We start from the raw sequence: 16,599 nt of genomic DNA, 5'->3' as shown, positions 1-16,599 counted from the left end.
AGCTGTAATAATGAAAAAGTATACAAACAAATATAAAGCAGCCATTTGTATGTTATGGCTAAGTGCAACCTTATCATCTTGCACAAAAGATTTTCAGGAAATAAATACAGATCCTGAAGCATCATCAAACATACAACCAGCTTTTGTTTTTACTAAATCGTTATACGATGGAGCAAAAAACAATTTGAATTTATTGCTTGGAACCATGCAATACACAACAAGCTTCAACGATGTTGCAGGCTTTGGTTCTAAATATGTATCCAGTCAAAGTCAGCAATCTGCTGCAGTTTTCAGTGCTGCTTACAATCAGGAAATAAACGAATTGGCTTTGGTTATCAGTGCAGTAAGAACTAATCCAGAACAAGTAAATCTTTTAGCGTCGGCACGTATTTGGAAAGCGTATTGCTACAGCAGAATAAGCGATTTATATGGCGATATTCCATATTCAGAGGCTGTACAGGGCTTTACAAATTCAAATTATAAACCTTCTTACGATGCCCAGAGAGCAATTTATCTCGATTTGCTTAAAGAACTTGATGAAGCTGCTTTGAGTTTGAATCCTGCGAAAGCTACTTTTGGCACTGCGGATTTAATTTATGCAGGAAATACCGTTAAGTGGAAGAAATTTGCGTATTCGTTAATGCTACGTTTAGGTATGAGATTAACTAAAGTTGATGCTACACTTGCTGAAACCTGGGTTAAGAGAGCTATTGCAGGCGGCGTAATTACTGATGATGCTGATATTGCAAAAATGAGTTATTTAGCATCGGGACAAGACATCAACAAAAACCCAATTGCTTTAAACTTATACAATAGCGATTATATCAGGGCTGATGGAACGAGTAACCAGGAAGGTGGAAAATATCAGGATACTTTTATCACTTACATGAAAAACAATAAAGACCCACGTTTGGGGATTTTATCAGTTGTTTATGTAAACGGTGTGGCAGATACTTCTGCAGCAATTCAAAAAGGTATGCCTGCAACCTTTAATTCTAAGCCAGGTAATTTTGTAACCTATTCAGAACCTAATCAAAAAACGGTTTTGGCTTTAGGTGGTGCAAAACTAATTTTTACTACTGCTGAAACCAACTTCCTTTTATCAGAAGCAGTTTTACGTGGTTGGTACATTGGAAATGCATCTACACTTTACGAAGCAGGCATTAAAGCAGCGATGAAACAATGGGCAATCATTTCACCAACCGATGGTAACATCAGCGATTTGCAAATCAATACCTACATTAAATATCATCCTCTAAATGCTGCTGGAACTTTGGATAATAAGTTACAACAGATTTATACTGAGTTTTGGTTAGCGGCATTTCCTGATGCACAGGAAGCATTCGCAAGTTATCGCCGAACTGGCTATCCTGCATTGGTGCCTGTGGTATATGTTGGTAACGCAACTGGTGGTAAAATTTTCAGAAGAATGCTTTATCCACTTTCAGAGCAAAACTTAAATCGTGCTTCGCTTGATGCTGCAATTGCCCGTCAAGGTGCCGATGATTTCCTTACCCGTATCTGGTGGGATAAATTATAATTGTTTACAATCAAAATCCTGCGGTGCATAGCGGTTGCACTGCGGGATTATTTTTTTAAAGCTGAATGATATATCGATTAATAATTATTTGCCTGTTTCTTGGCATCACAGCTTCAGCACAAAAAAATGATGTTGTTGAAGATGAAACCTCAAGCAGTTACAATTTAAACAAACCAGAAAGAGAAGAGTGGTTACGCAATACCGGAGCAGGTTTATTCATTCATTTTAATGTAGATGTTCAGCTTGGTGTAGTAATAAGCCATTCTTTGGTAGGTGCATCTGAAGATTACACCGAACGTTATTTTCGCGATTTACCGAAAACCTTTAACCCATCTTCTTTTAATCCAAAGGAAATTGCCGAACTGGCAAAACTGGCAGGCATGAAATACATCGTTTTTACAACGAAACATCATGCAGGTTTTTGCTTTTGGGATACTAAAACAACCGATTTTAAAATCACCAACACGCCCTACAAAAAAGATTTACTTAAAGAATTTGTAAATGCAACCCGCGAAGCTGGCCTTGATGTCGGGTTTTATTTTTCTCCTGAAGATTTCAACTTTCTTTACAAACGTAAAATTCCAATTAGCAGAAACATAACCAATTTAGATGCTAAAACAACAAAGGAATATGCAGAATATAACCGTAAACAAACGGAAGAATTAATGCAGAATTATGGCAAAATCGATGTATTATTTATCGATGGCGACCCAAAAGAAACGGTTAAAGAAACTGCCTGGAAAATGCAGCCAGATATTTTAATTACCCGAGGTGCAATCTTAACTCCTGAGCAAACTTTGCCAGGCGCAAAAATTACGCAACCCTGGTTATCGCCCGTTACAATTGGTACTGCCTGGCAATATCAGCCCACAAACGAACGCTATAAATCGGGTTCACAGTTGATTGAATTATTGATTGAAGCCCGCTCTAAAGGTGGTTCGCTTTTATTAAATGTTGGTCCGAAGGCTAACGGTGCTTTAGCCGATGAACAAGAAAATCGCCTCCGCGAAATGGCAGGTTGGTATTACATAAACCATGAGGCGATGGACGATGTGCGTAGTTGGGTAGTTAGTAAAGAAGAAAATATCTACTTAACAAAAAAGGGTTCTAATACTTTATTTGCCATTGTTATGGACGCAAAGGATTGGAAAGAAGGAGAAAGAAGGAACTTTTTATTACATTCTGTAAAGGCATCTTATAACACCAAAATAAGTGTTTTAGGACAAAATAGCCAGATTATTGAATACAAACCAAATCTTGATGTTTCTTGCAAATTCAAGCAGACGGATAAAGGTTTAGAAGTTTCTGTCGTTAAGGCACAACGCATTTACGATGACCATCGTTGGCCAAATCCTGTAGTTATCAAACTCGAAAATATTAGCCCTGTATTTGAAGAAGCTGCAATCGTTCAGACTGAAAACTTTAAAATTGCCAAAGAAAATGCTGTTTTAAGTGGCAAGGTTCTAAACTACAAAGACATTAAACCAAAAAGAGCAAGGTTTTATTACCGTCCATATCGTGGTCAAGTAGAAACACTTTACGCCGATGCATGGAAAACAAGTGTTTGGCTAAATATCAATCCTGATGGAACTTTTACTGGCACAGTTAAATTACCTAAAGGTTCATACGAGTACAAAGCTGTTGTTGAGCAAGAAAATGTAGTTATTGAGGGAGAAAATAAAGTTTTAAGCTTACCTTAGGCTTATTATAATTGGCGTTATGATAAAAATCCCTTTGTTCAAAAAACACTTTTGTATTAGCTGTTTCACCTTAAAGTTGATAATCGTTGTTGGCTTTCAGCTTTTTGTTACAAGTGTTTTTAGTCAGGATTTTAATAATTCTGGTATCATCCCAAAGCCATTACAAGAAACTAAAAAGCAGGGTTCTTTCATCATTAAACCAACTACAAAATTATACATTCCCGAAACGCAAAATGTTAGCACCGTTTTTTTTAATCAATATTTAAAAGATTTAGGTGGCTTTGCGCTTTTAAAAAGCAAAAATGCTGGCAACAATGGCATTAATTTTTTGATAGATTCTACCTTAAAAATTAAGAATGAAGGCTATTTGCTCTCAATTTCACCCGAGAAAATTGATATCAAGGCAAAAGATAAACAAGGTTTGTTTTATGGTTTACAGTCCTTAATTCAGTTGATTAAGAAAAATGGAAAAACCCTATCTGTACCCGCTTACGAAATTGAAGATGAACCGCGTTTTACTTACAGAGGCATGCATCTTGATGTTGCAAGGCATATGTTTAGTGTTGCTGCAATAAAAAAATGGCTTAACGTATTGGCTTTTTATAAGATTAATAACTTCCATTGGCATTTAACGGATGACCAGGGTTGGAGAATAGAAATTAAGAAATATCCGTTATTACAAACAAAATCTGCTTACCGAAAGGAGACTTTAATTGGCCATAAACGGTCTAATCCACATATTTTTGATGGCAAACGTTATGGTGGTTATTACACACAGGCAGAAATAAAAGAGGTCGTTCAATACGCATCAGAACTTAACATCAATACCATCCCTGAAATAGAAATGCCTGGTCACGCAAGAGCTGTATTGGCAGCTTATCCTAATTTGGGTTGCACAGGCGGACCATACGAAACTGCAACGTTTTGGGGCGTGTTTGATGATGTTTTCTGCACAGGTAATGAAGAAACCTTCAGTTTTCTTGAAGGTGTTTTGGATGAAGTTGTTGCTCTTTTTCCTTCAAAATACATCCATATTGGAGGTGATGAATGCCCAAAAACAAGATGGCATGATTGCCCGAAATGTCAGAAAAGAATCAAGGATGAAAAACTTAAAGATGAGCATGAATTGCAGTCTTATTTCATCGCCCGTATGGAAAAATACTTGCATACAAAAGGCAAAAAGATTATTGGTTGGGATGAGATTTTAGAAGGTGGTTTGGCGCCTGATGCAACCGTAATGAGCTGGAGAGGTTTAGAAGGTGGAATTGCTGCGGCAAAACTTAAGCATGATGTGATTATGACGCCCGAAAAATTTGTTTACCTGGATTATTATCAATCTCTAAATAAAAACGAACAAACCGCGGCGGGTGGTTATTTGCCACTTAAAAAGGTTTATGAATATGAACCAATGCCAAAAGAGCTTAGCCCAGAAGAGCAAACTTACATAAAAGGCGTGCAGGCAAATGTATGGACAGAATATATGTCTGATGTTAAAAAAGCAGAATACATGATTTTTCCAAGAATTTTAGCTTTATCGGAAATGGCTTGGTCGGCACCTGAGCGAAAAAATTATAATGATTTTTTACAAAGGGTAAATTCAAACCTCAGGTTTTTAAAAGGAATAAACTACAGTACATCATTTTATGAAATTACAGGGAAACCTATTGAAGGCGGGATAATTTTAGAAACGGATATGCCCAATGCGGAAATCAGATATACGACTGATGGTTCAGTACCTTCAAAATCATCTAATAAATATACATCGACAATAAAAATTACAAAGCCTATTGTTTTAAAAGCCAGCTTATTTAAAGGTGCAAATAAAGTTGGCAAATTGTATGAGCAAGCAATTGTACACAATTTAGCGACTGGTAAAAATATATCACTTAAAAACTCGGGAACTGGCAATTATAATATTGATAAACAGGTTTTAGTGAACGGCATTAAAGGTGTTCCGCTTTATAATAATGGAGAATGGTTAGGACTAAGCGGGACTGATTTTGAAGCTGTAGTAGATTTGGGAAATATAACTTCCATCAAAGAAATTGGAATTAATATCCTAAATTATCAATGGCAGAAAATGCACCCACCAAAAGAATTAATTGTTGAGGTTTCTACTGATGGCGTGAATTACAAGCAAGTTTCTCAACAAACGAAATTTAGCCAGGAAGGAATAAATTCGGTATTGTTAAAAATCAATCCAATCGATGCCAGATTTGTCCGCCTTAAGGCTACAAATATTAGAACAATACCTAACGGATTTTATGGTGCAGGCACAAAAGCACTACTAATGGTAGATGAAATTATAATAAATTAAATGACTATACTAATCGTTTTCCTCTGCATTGCCTTGTTAATTGTGCTGATTTCAGTATTCAAAATCAATGCTTTTTTATCATTCTTAGCCGTTTCTTTTGTTGCAGGTTTGGCTTTAGGTTTACCGCCTGCAAGAATTCCATCGAGCATAGAAAAAGGGATGGGCGATGTATTGGGGTCGTTAGCTATTATAATTACCGCTGGTGCAATGTTAGGTAAATTGGTAGCCGAAAGCGGTGCCGCTCAAAAAATTGCTCAGGTAAGCATGAATATTTTCGGCGAGAAATACATTCAATGGGCGATGGTTTTAACTGGTTTTCTAATCGGAATTCCACTTTATTATGGGATTGGCTTTGTGCTCATGGTTCCGCTGATATTTTCTGTGGTTTACCGCTACAAATTACCTGCGCTTTATATTGGTTTGCCCATGTTGGCTGCACTTTCGGTTACTCATGGTTTTTTACCACCGCATCCATCTCCGGCTGCTCTGGTTATTCAATTTAAGGCCGATATGGGCTTAACTTTGTTGTATGGTTTGGCTGTTTCAATTCCTGCTATCGTAATCGGCGGACCAATTTTCTCTCGTTATTTAAAAGCAATTCCTGCAAGTCCGTTGGCTTCATTTACGCCTAAGGAAATGTCTGAAAATGAATTGCCGAGCGGATTTAAGAGTTTCTTTACCGCATTATTACCCGTAATTTTATTGGCAGCTGCATCATTTTTGCCAATGATTTTATCAGCCGATTCATCTATATTACCATACATTCAATTCGCTGGAAATCCTTCTGTAGTGATGTTAATTGTGCTGATTGCAGCAACCTGGTTACTTGGCTTATCGCAAGGAAAAAAGATGACTGAAATTATGGGCGTTTATGCTGAAGCATTGAAAGATATTGCCCTGATTTTGTTAATTATAGCTGGTTCTGGTGCATTAAAGCAAGTTTTAACAGAAAGTGGCGTGAGTAATCAAATTGCAGATTACTTACAGAATATTAAAGCAGAACCCTTATTTTTAGCGTGGATGATTGCCGCAATTATTCGCTTTTGCGTAGGTTCGGCAACCGTTGCGGGCTTAACTACGGCAGGAATTATTGTCCCGCTCATGGAACATACGCATACCAATCCAAATCTGATGGTTTTAGCTGTTGGTGCGGGTAGTTTAATGTTTTCTCATGTTAATGATGCGGGTTTCTGGATGTTTAAAGAATATTTCGGTTTAACTTTGAAAGACACATTTAAATCATGGGCGATGATGGAATCCATCGTCGGTTTAGTGGGTTTAGGTGGTGTCTTATTTCTCAATATTTTTATCTAATTATAATATCAAATACACAAAATGGAAAATTTAACTCCCGATGAACGCTTTGAACAATTAAAACTTAATTTACCACCTGCTCCAGCACCACTTGGCGTTTACAAGCCTTGTCTTGTTGATGGCAAATACCTTTATTTAAGTGGTCATGGCCCAGTTCAGGACGATAAATCACTAATTATTGGTAGAATCGGTTCTGATTTAACTCAGGAAGAAGGTAAACTTGCTGCCTTACAAGTTGGTTTAACCATGTTATCAACCATTAAAACCAATATTGGAAGCTTAAACAAAGTAAAACGTGTTATTAAGGTTTTAGGAATGGTTAATTGTACGCCTGAATTTGAAAAACATCCATTTATAATAAATGGTTGCAGCGAACTTTTCGCAAAGGTTTGGGGCGAAGAAAACGGAATTGGTGTTAGAAGTGCGGTTGGTTTTGGCTCTTTGCCAGATAACATTCCAGTAGAAATTGAAGCACTTTTTGAACTTGCTTAAAAAATTATGCAACAGCAAAACTGGTTTTTAATCCCTAATGAAGAAAGTATAGAAACGCCTTCGCTGGTTTTTTATATAGAACGTATTGAAGAAAACATCAAAACTTTAAAAGCAATGGTTGATGATGTTGAGCGATTACGTCCTCATGTAAAAACGCATAAGTGTTTAGAAATTACTAATATTTTAATAGCTGAAGGAATTAATAAATTTAAGTGCGCAACCATTGCCGAAGCAGAAATGCTTGGGATTGCAAAGGCAAAGGATGTTTTACTTGCTTATCAGCCTGTTGGCGAAAATATAAACAGGTTTTTAAAACTTCAGAAAGCGTATAGCGAAACGATTTTTAGTTGTTTAATTGATGATTTAGGGATTGTAAAACAACTTTCAGAAAAGGCAAATGCAGCAAATATAATTGTTGACGTTTACATCGATTTAAATGTTGGTATGAATAGGACAGGCATGTTGCCTGATTTGGCTACGGAATTATTTAAGGGTTTAATCGCTTTGCCTAACCTGAATGTAAAAGGTTTACATGCTTACGATGGTCATATCCATGATTCATCAATGGATGTGCGGGTTCAAAAATCTGAGCCGATTATTGAACAGCTTTTAGCGCTAAAACAAAGTTTCGAAAACATCAGCAATACCAAACTTAGGATTATTGCTGGTGGAACACCAACTTTCCCTATTTACGCCCAGCAAACAGATTTCGATTGTAGTCCAGGTACTTTTGTGCTTTGGGATAAAGGTTATCAGGATGCCTATCCAGAGCAAAAATTTCATACTGCTGCGTTGGTATTGAGCCGTATTGTTTCAAAACCTGCAAACGGTTTAATCTGTACCGATTTAGGACATAAAGCTGTTGCGGCCGAAAAGGAATTAAAAAACCGTGTGTTTTTTATCAATGCGCCAAACCTTGAAGTGAATAGTCAGAGTGAAGAACATTTGGTTTTAAAAACAGAAAATGCTGATGATTTTAACATTGGCGATGTGCTTTATGGTTTACCATACCATGTTTGCCCAACAGTTGCTTTGCATGAAAAAGCCGTTTGTATTGATGCAAATAAACCCATCCAATACTGGGATATTATCTCCAGAAAAAGAAAAATTACCATTTAATATTTTATCATGTTTACTATAGATGCCCATCTTGATTTAAGTATGAATGCCCTCGAGTGGAATCGAGACTTAACAAAAAATGTTGCCGATATCAATAAAAGGGAAGAAGGATTAACTGATAAACCTGACCGTTCTTTGGCAACGGTTTCTTTGCCAGAATTAAGAAAGGGCAACATCGGATTAGTGGTGGCTACTCAAATCGCCCGTTATGTTGCGCCAGATAATCACTTACCTGGTTGGCATTCGCCAGAACAAGCCTGGGCACAAACTCAAGGTCAGTTGGCTTGGTACAAAGCTATGGAAGATGCAGGCGAAATGTTTCAGGTAAATAATTTAGAAACGCTTGAAAAGCATGTAGCTAATTGGAATAATGGAGAAAAAGTATCAGAAAAACCAATTGGTTATATTTTAAGTTTAGAGGGCGCCGATTCTTTTGTTACGGTTAACCATCTGGAAAAAGCTTATATAAATGGGTTAAGAGCTGTTGGTCCTGCGCATTATGGTCCTGGGCGTTATGCACAAGGCACCGATGCAACTGGAAAAATGACAGCCATAGGTCATGAGCTATTGAAAGAAATGGAACGCTTGAATGTTATTTTAGATGCTACCCATTTATGCGATGATAGCTTTTGGGATGCGCTTAGTTGTTTCAATGGTCATGTGTGGGCATCGCATAACAATTGTAGAGCGTTAGTAAATCACAATCGCCAGTATAGCGATGAGCAAATTAAAGAATTGATAGACAGAGGTGCAGTTATTGGTGGCGCATTGGATGCCTGGATGATGGTTCCAAATTGGAAAAGGGGCGTTTCCGAACCGAAGGAAATGAACTGCAATTTAGAAGTGATGATAAACCACATCGACCACATTTGCCAGTTGGCAGGAAATGCAAATCATGTTGGAATCGGTTCTGATTTAGACGGCGCTTTTGGAAAAGAGCAATGTCCTTATGATTTAGAAACCATTGCCGATTTACAAAAGATTCCGAATTTATTTAAGCAAAAAGGTTACACCGAAACAGATGTAGAAAACCTGATGCATGGCAATTGGTTAAGGTTTTTAAGAAAAGCGTGGGCTTAATATTATCATAGAATGAAGACAATACAAAAAGCAATATTTTCAATTGCAGTAATAATTTCTGCATTTAATGCAAATATTTTAGCTCAAACTAAAAGCGGTGCACCGATATATAAAAATCCTAAAGCTTCGGTTGAAAATCGAATTAAAGATTTGCTATCGCGAATGACTGTTGAAGAAAAAGTTGGACAAATTTCTATGCCTTTAGGCTGGCCAATGTACACCAAAACAGGTAACGAGGTTGAAGTTAGCGATGCTTTCAAAAAATCTTTAAAAGAAGAATTTACCGGGATGCTTTGGGCAACTTTAAGGGCAGACCCCTGGACAAAGAAAACATTGGCTAATGGTTTAAACCCAGAGTTGGCGGCTAAAGCAACAAATGCCATTCAAAAATATGCTGTGGAAAATACAAGATTAGCTATTCCTATTTTGCTTTCGGAGGAATGTCCACATGGGCATATGGCCATCGGAACAACTGTTTTTCCAACTTCTATTGGTCAGGGCAGTACCTTTAATCCAGATTTAATTAATAAAGTTGCAACGGTAATCGCTAAAGAAACCCGTTTACAAGGTGGCCACGTTGGTTACGGACCAGTATTGGACTTGGCTAGAGAACCGCGTTGGTCGAGAGTAGAAGAAACTTATGGTGAAGACCATGTTTTAAACAGCAGAATGGGCGAGGCAATGGTTAAAGGTTTCCAGGGAAATAACATTAAGAGCGGGGTAAATATTGTGGCTACACTAAAACATTTTGCAGCTTATGGAGCGCCAGAAGGTGGACATAATGGTGGAAGTATTAATGTTGGTTTACGCAGTTTACATCAGTTTTATTTGCCGCCTTTTAAGGCTGCTGTAAAGGCAGGTGCATTATCGGTAATGACTGCTTACAATTCTATTGATGGTATTCCATGTTCTTCTAATGAGTTTTTGTTAGATGATTTATTGAGAAAACAATGGAGCTTTAATGGCTTTGTGGTTTCCGATTTAAACAGCATTTCTGGCTTAATGGCAAACCACCATATTGCAGCGAACGCCGCTGATGCGGCAGCATTATCAATCAATGCAGGCTTAGATGCTGATTTAAGTGGTGTAGGTTACGGAAAGGCACTGCGTGATGCCATTAAAGCTGGTTTGGTATCAACCAAAACTTTAGATACGGCAGTGAGCAGGGTTCTGCGAATCAAGTTTAACATAGGGCTTTTCGAAAATCCTTACGTTAATGTAGAGCAAGCAAAAAATAATGTTCGAAGCAAAGAAAATATAGAACTTGCACGACAGGTTGCCAGAGAATCAATTGTTCTCTTGAAGAATAACGATAACCTTTTACCATTGAGCAAAAATTTAAAGAATATTGCTGTTCTTGGGCCAAATGCCGATAACATTTACAACCAACTTGGCGATTACACTGCGCCACAAACCGAAGAGAATGTTGTAACTGTTTTAGAGGGGATTAAAAATAAATTATCATCAGCAACAAAAATAAATTATGTAAAAGGTTGCAACATCAGAGATACTACGAATAGTAATATTGATGAAGCGGTTTCTGCTGCTAAAAAGGCAGATGCTGTTGTGATTGTTTTAGGCGGCTCGAGTGCTAGAGATTTTAAAACCGAATACATCGAAACTGGAGCAGCGAAAGTTAGCGCAGCATCAGCTGGTATTAGTGATATGGAAAGTGGCGAAGGTTATGATAGGGCAACTTTAGATTTGCTGGGCGACCAACTAAAACTTTTAAAAGCGGTAGTTAAAACCGGGAAACCAGTTGTTTTAGTTTTGATAAAAGGCAGACCATTAAATTTAAACTGGGCAGCAGCAAATGTTCCGGCTATACTCGATGCCTGGTATCCAGGTCAGGAGGGAGGAAATGCAATTGCCGATGTATTATTTGGAGATTACAATCCGGCTGGAAGATTACCAATTTCGGTTCCTAAATCTGTTGGTCAATTGCCGGTTTACTACAATGCTCGTTTCCCTGAAAAACACGATTACATTGAAGTTGATGCAAAACCTTTATACAGCTTCGGTTACGGTTTGAGTTACACAACCTTCGATTATCAAAATTTGAAAATTGAAAATAACAATTCCAATCAAGCGTTTAAGGTTAGTTTTGATTTAAAAAATTCAGGTTCTAAAGATGGGGAAGAAGTAGTACAACTTTATCTAAAAAGCAAAACTTCATCAGTAGTCCTGCCAATGAAACAACTAAAACAATTTAAAAGAGTTTTCTTGAAAGCTGGCGAACAAAAAACTCTAAATTTTATATTATCGAAGGATGATTTAGAAATCTATAATCAAAAAAATAAATGGGCGGTTGAACATGGAACTTATCATTTAATGGTTTCATCCTCATCAGATAACATTAAATTAGAACAGAATTTTTTTATAATGGGTTCTAAAAAATAAGTTTTAAGCGATTGAAAATAAGTGAATAAACTGTTTTTGAAAATAATTTATTCACTATAAATAAATAACTATATCTTTAGGTAATCAATTTTAGGTAATTGATTAATTGTTCCTAGAGAAAACAATTGTAGAAAGGGTAGCTGTAAAAAGCTACCTTTTCGTTTTGTAATCAGTATTTTTTACTGGAAATTAGAATGTAGTTTTTGCAATTTCGTATTGAAAATTCTGATAATCGGCTGCATTGTTAATTGTTTTTTCTGCAAAATGAGTCCAGTTTTTTCCTGTATTTGTATACACAATAATTTTTGAAGGAAATTTTTGAACCAAGTTTTTGGTTCTTTTTAAAGCTGTTGAGTTTTCTTCAATTTCTTGAACCAATGCAAATATTTTAAAAACATTAGTACCAAGTGTGTGGCTATGGATTCCTTGAACAAGCGTTTTGGCTATTAAAATTTTCTGTTGATTTGTTTTACCTATAAATTTTGCATCCCATTCTAAAGGTCTTATCGGAATACAGATTATCTTTGCATAAGTTCTATTTGCCTTATTTATTATAAACATTGGAACGTTGCGTATGGCACTTTTACTTTTATCTGATTGAATATAACCAAGCCAGGTTGCCTTTATCTCACTGGTTTCAGTAAATAAATCTTTACCATTTAATAAATCTGTATTAGTGTTATTAATGCTGATGAAAGCAAGCAAAGTTAGAGGGATAAAGAACTTCATTTGGTTAGTTTTATCCCGCAAGATAAACCATATTACAGCTAATTTTTAGCTTGTATATAATTATGACACTCTGTAAAGTATTGAGTATCAATTATTAGAGAAATTGCATTTTTTAGTTTACGAATTGAATTGTATATCAACTGCTATCCAAGTAAATTCAAACGGTTTTAAATGTAGGTCTGATTATTACACTGATGTATTTTTCAGACAAGCTTTAAAAATGAAAATATACTTAATCTATTTACTGTTAAATAGTTATATATTTTCCGTTGTTCAATCTATTTGGTTTTAGGTAAATGTATTTCCTATCCTTGTCCAAAATCAAGTTAAATCTTTTTATTAAATCGCCACCAATTACACTCATCTTTTGCCTGCCTACCGAACCCTCAAAAAAAGAGGCAGGGATTTCTGATAATTTCATATCTCCAACTGAAAAAATAGGAAGAATTGCCTTTTTAGTCTTTATAATATTACCATAAGAATCTTTGAGATCTTTCTCGCTAATCACTTTAAGTTTATCTTTTAAACTATACTTTTTACTAAAACCATCATCAAGCAAAATTGTACCTCCATAACCCGAGTGAATTAAGTATTGATTTTGAAGCGTATCGTTTCCAATAACACAAGTTGCATTTATAAACATTGAATCATCTTTTACCACAAGCGGAAATTTTTTATAGGTTTTTAAATCTGATGGCAAGGTTTCAGAAATTTTTATGATTTTTTTTTCAAAATCTATCGCTACAAACTTATTTTCGAAAAGGTTTAAGCCAAACTTTCCATCTGCTTCTGGTCCAGTATTTTTATTCTCCCATAGCTGGATATTTTCTAATTTCAAACCAGCAATACCAAGTTTGTTATTTGCGCTAAAGCGAGATGTATTGCTTTGGCTTCCCCAACTTGTAACGGTATCAGTTCGGTTAAATTTCAAAGTTTTTGCTTTCGATGATGCGTTCTCAGTTATACTAACATCGCTCGAAGCGGTATGCAGCATGAGTTTTAAGGTATCAGCGCTATTCAATATAACTTTAACACTAATATTGTTAGATGATGTAAGTTCAAACGGAATACTAAAATTATTATTAGGTTTCTTTTGCTGACTAAAACCTTCTTTAATTGATAATAAGGCAAATATTAATACGGCTATTTTTGTCATTTTATTCTTTTCCAATTAAAACACCTGAAACATTCCATGCGCTTGAACTACCACCTTCAGGTTTGCCCATAGGGATGGTAACTTTTAAAGTATGCGTTCCAGCTTTTAAATCACCTAAACTTATAAAATTTGGATTTGTAACCGTTCCCGGGCACCAGTTTGAGCGACTTAAATCAGAGGATGATAATCCAGTTTCAAAATTACCCGATGCAGGATTTGACAGTCGGTAAGAGCCGCAATCCTGACGCCAAGGTGTAAATGAAAATGCTTCTTTGCCATCAAGCCAAATCGTATTTTTCTTTGGTACAAATTCATCTCCATTGCCCCAACCACCATGTCCGGTTGTTATGTAACGCAGTTTAGCGTCTTTAACGTCTTTGTCTAATTTAAAAGAAAGCTCTAAACCTTTATCGGTACTAAACATTGTAGCATATTCCTGTCCGGCCATTTCCATCACATTTGTGGTGTTAAAAAGAGGTTTTATAATTTCTTGTTCAGGTTTTTGCCTGCCGCCGTTATGTAGTGTAATATTTAGCGAAACTTTGTGTCCACCTTTATCGTAATTTCCAATAAATACTACAACCCAAACTTCCTTGCCATTAACCATCGGGAATAATTCGGAAATATCCTGGCGATAGTAAACCTGTTCTGCCCAGTTTTTGTCTTTCAATTTCAAATTATTGTATTTTCCAACGCCGAAAGGAGTGAAGAAACGCATAAGTTCTATAACAGGATCGTAATTTTCAGTAGGAACTACACCTTGATATTGCTTACCATTTCCATTATCGTAAATTGGCAATACTTTAACCGAATTTTGCAAAGCATCCATTAAGCTAATTTTTTTATCCGTTGGGATGATAAATACAGAACCCGTTCTATCGTAAGCATCACCATTAGATTGTTCAATCAAATCAACAAATACATTTTGAGAATTTTGAACTGATGGAAATTTAACTTTTCTGGCAATCACTGTTCCGCCTGCAAACCTGAAAATACTATCGTTTGATTGTGGTTTATCAATAAAATTAATGGTTTCGTTTTCAAATACTTTGAGCGTTGTAAAACGACTTTTCCATAATAAATCTTTATAATCTAGTTGATTGATTACTTTAGATTTAATTTCTTTAAATTCCTTTATATCAGTTGATTTAACTTCTTTTATTGAAGTAGCAGTTAAATAACTGTTACCATTTCTAACTTGCTCTAAAACCAAACCTAAATTCTGACCTAAAACTGTTGGTGCAGCTTTTATTCCGGCATCAGTTGTAAACCACAAATCTATCCGATTTGAGTTGACTACAGTCGTTGCTTTCTTGCAAGTATATCCAAGTATTACTTTGGTTTCATTAGTTACTTCAATTACTTGTTTCGAAATGGTGGTACTATCTGCAGTTGCAATTTGTGTGGTTTTATTCAAATCAGCAATTTGAAATAGAATATTTGATGGTTTTTCGATGATGCTTTGCTCAAATGGGTAACGACCATTTCCATCAAATATTGAAGCGGTAGTTATTAAATTTTGATTTGAGCTGGTAATTAAAATAACCGGATTTCTGTCTTCTTTTGGTTTGCCATCTGCAGAGCGCCAGTAAGTAATTTTGTAACTATTTGTCGGCTTTAATTTTTGCTGTGCATTAATCAAAATTGGATAAGCAAAAAGCAACAGAAGGATATATTTCATTATTGTTATGGTTTAAACGCTTAAATATATTACAGAAATTTTGCTTTCCTTGCTTAGAAACGAGAATTTGACAGATAAAGAAAGTAACAAATGATTTACGGTTCGTTTTAGGTTGAATTTTAGTGAATTACCTTAATTTAGACGAACATCTAACCATTCATCAACCCTGTTAAAATGAAAAACCGAAAGAAATTAAACGCTAAAATTTATTGCAATTTTTTAAGTATTATTTTGTTGTGCACAGGTTTAAATAGCTTTGCTCAACAAATACCATCACTCGGCATCGTTTCTCCATTATCCAGAGATAGCATTATCTATGCGTCTGGTTTCAAATACATCGGTGAGTCTGTTTCAAATATGTTATCGCCATCTTTAAGTGAAGAAGCTTTTGAAGCAAATTTGAAAAGGATAAAATCAGCAAAAACGAAAGTTTTGAGTTGTAATGTATTTTTTCCAGGTAATATTAAAATTGCTGGTCCAGATGTAAATGCAGAACAAGTGCTAACTTATGCAGATAAGGTATTATCCAGAGCAAATAAAGCGGGCGTTAAGTATGTCATTCTCGGAAGTTCATCAGCAAGATCTATTCCTGAGGGTTACGATAAAGAAAAGGCTAAATCAGATTTTGTTAAAATTTGCTCAGAGCTAGCAAAATTGGCCGAAAAACACAAGGTTACTATTGCTTTAGAAAATCTTCAAGCTTCTGAAACAAACTTTATCAATACGGTCAAAGATGCCGCCGATGTGGTTAGAAAGGTAAATAACCCTGTTTTTGGCCTAAATGCCGATATTTTTCACATGATGAGAGAAAACGAATCTCCTGATGAAATTGTAAAAGCTGCAAAACAATTAGTTTTCTGTGAGGTTGCCGAAAAGGAAAAACGTTCACTTCCGGGGGTAATGAAAGAAGATTTTAAACCTTATTTTAAGGCACTAAAACAGATTAATTATAAAGGATATCTTTTTATCGAGGGAAAAATTGAAAATGCGGAAACGGAAATACCTTTTGCGTTTACTTATTTAACTCAGCAATTGAAGGAAATATATAAATAGGGTGGAAGATGGAATTAA

Annotated in this window: 12 protein-coding genes; 9 read left to right on the top strand and 3 right to left on the bottom strand. The window is 35.8% G+C overall.

Annotated elements, in window-relative coordinates; genetic code table 11:
• Nucleotides 1-10: 10 nt before the first annotated feature.
• From ACO05K_RS07440 to ACO05K_RS07405, 8 genes are all read left to right on the top strand, one after another.
• The gene (locus tag ACO05K_RS07440; RefSeq protein WP_421943817.1) at nt 11-1,540 is read left to right on the top strand and encodes a SusD/RagB family nutrient-binding outer membrane lipoprotein; all 1,530 of its coding nucleotides are present in this window, start codon (nt 11-13) and stop codon (nt 1,538-1,540) included.
• Nucleotides 1,541-1,605: 65 nt separating this feature from the next.
• On the top strand, nt 1,606-3,240 hold the full coding sequence (locus ACO05K_RS07435; RefSeq protein ID WP_421943816.1) for an alpha-L-fucosidase: 1,635 nt from the start codon (nt 1,606-1,608) through the stop codon (nt 3,238-3,240).
• A gap of 19 nt (nt 3,241-3,259) precedes the next feature.
• Nucleotides 3,260-5,557, top strand: coding sequence for a family 20 glycosylhydrolase (locus ACO05K_RS07430; RefSeq protein ID WP_421943815.1), 2,298 nt, complete (start codon nt 3,260-3,262; stop codon nt 5,555-5,557).
• The gene (locus ACO05K_RS07425) at nt 5,558-6,871 is read left to right on the top strand and encodes a gluconate:H+ symporter (RefSeq protein ID WP_421943814.1); all 1,314 of its coding nucleotides are present in this window, start codon (nt 5,558-5,560) and stop codon (nt 6,869-6,871) included.
• 21 nt (nt 6,872-6,892) lie between these two features.
• Nucleotides 6,893-7,363, top strand: a complete 471-nt coding sequence (locus ACO05K_RS07420) for a RidA family protein (RefSeq protein ID WP_421943813.1) — start codon at nt 6,893-6,895, stop codon at nt 7,361-7,363.
• A 6-nt stretch (nt 7,364-7,369) separates the two neighbouring features.
• A complete protein-coding gene (locus ACO05K_RS07415) occupies nt 7,370-8,482 on the top strand; it encodes a D-TA family PLP-dependent enzyme (RefSeq protein ID WP_421943812.1) in 1,113 nt (370 codons plus the stop codon).
• Between the two features lie 9 nt (nt 8,483-8,491).
• The gene (locus ACO05K_RS07410) at nt 8,492-9,562 is read left to right on the top strand and encodes a dipeptidase (RefSeq protein ID WP_421943811.1); all 1,071 of its coding nucleotides are present in this window, start codon (nt 8,492-8,494) and stop codon (nt 9,560-9,562) included.
• 12 nt (nt 9,563-9,574) lie between these two features.
• The gene (locus ACO05K_RS07405; RefSeq protein WP_421943810.1) at nt 9,575-11,962 is read left to right on the top strand and encodes a glycoside hydrolase family 3 N-terminal domain-containing protein; all 2,388 of its coding nucleotides are present in this window, start codon (nt 9,575-9,577) and stop codon (nt 11,960-11,962) included.
• Between the two features lie 189 nt (nt 11,963-12,151).
• Here the strand turns inward: ACO05K_RS07405 and ACO05K_RS07400 are convergent, their stop codons facing one another.
• From ACO05K_RS07400 to ACO05K_RS07390, 3 genes are all read right to left on the bottom strand, one after another.
• Complete coding sequence (locus tag ACO05K_RS07400; RefSeq protein ID WP_421943809.1) at nt 12,152-12,691, bottom strand: hypothetical protein; 540 nt, start codon at nt 12,689-12,691, stop codon at nt 12,152-12,154.
• 247 nt (nt 12,692-12,938) lie between these two features.
• On the bottom strand, nt 12,939-13,847 hold the full coding sequence (locus tag ACO05K_RS07395) for a hypothetical protein (protein ID WP_421943808.1): 909 nt from the start codon (nt 13,845-13,847) through the stop codon (nt 12,939-12,941).
• Between the two features lies 1 nt (nt 13,848).
• A complete protein-coding gene (locus ACO05K_RS07390) occupies nt 13,849-15,528 on the bottom strand; it encodes a PNGase F N-terminal domain-containing protein (protein ID WP_421943807.1) in 1,680 nt (559 codons plus the stop codon).
• Between the two features lie 174 nt (nt 15,529-15,702).
• On the opposite strand from ACO05K_RS07390, the gene ACO05K_RS07385 reads away from it, so the two are divergent.
• On the top strand, nt 15,703-16,581 hold the full coding sequence (locus ACO05K_RS07385) for a sugar phosphate isomerase/epimerase family protein (RefSeq protein ID WP_421943806.1): 879 nt from the start codon (nt 15,703-15,705) through the stop codon (nt 16,579-16,581).
• Nucleotides 16,582-16,599: the final 18 nt, after the last annotated feature.

Source organism: Pedobacter sp. (assembly GCF_965227205.1).
Taxonomy (GTDB): Bacteria; Bacteroidota; Bacteroidia; order Sphingobacteriales; family Sphingobacteriaceae; genus Pedobacter.
Note: the sequence above shows the minus strand (reverse complement) of the source record. Positions and strands in the feature narration are given on the sequence as shown.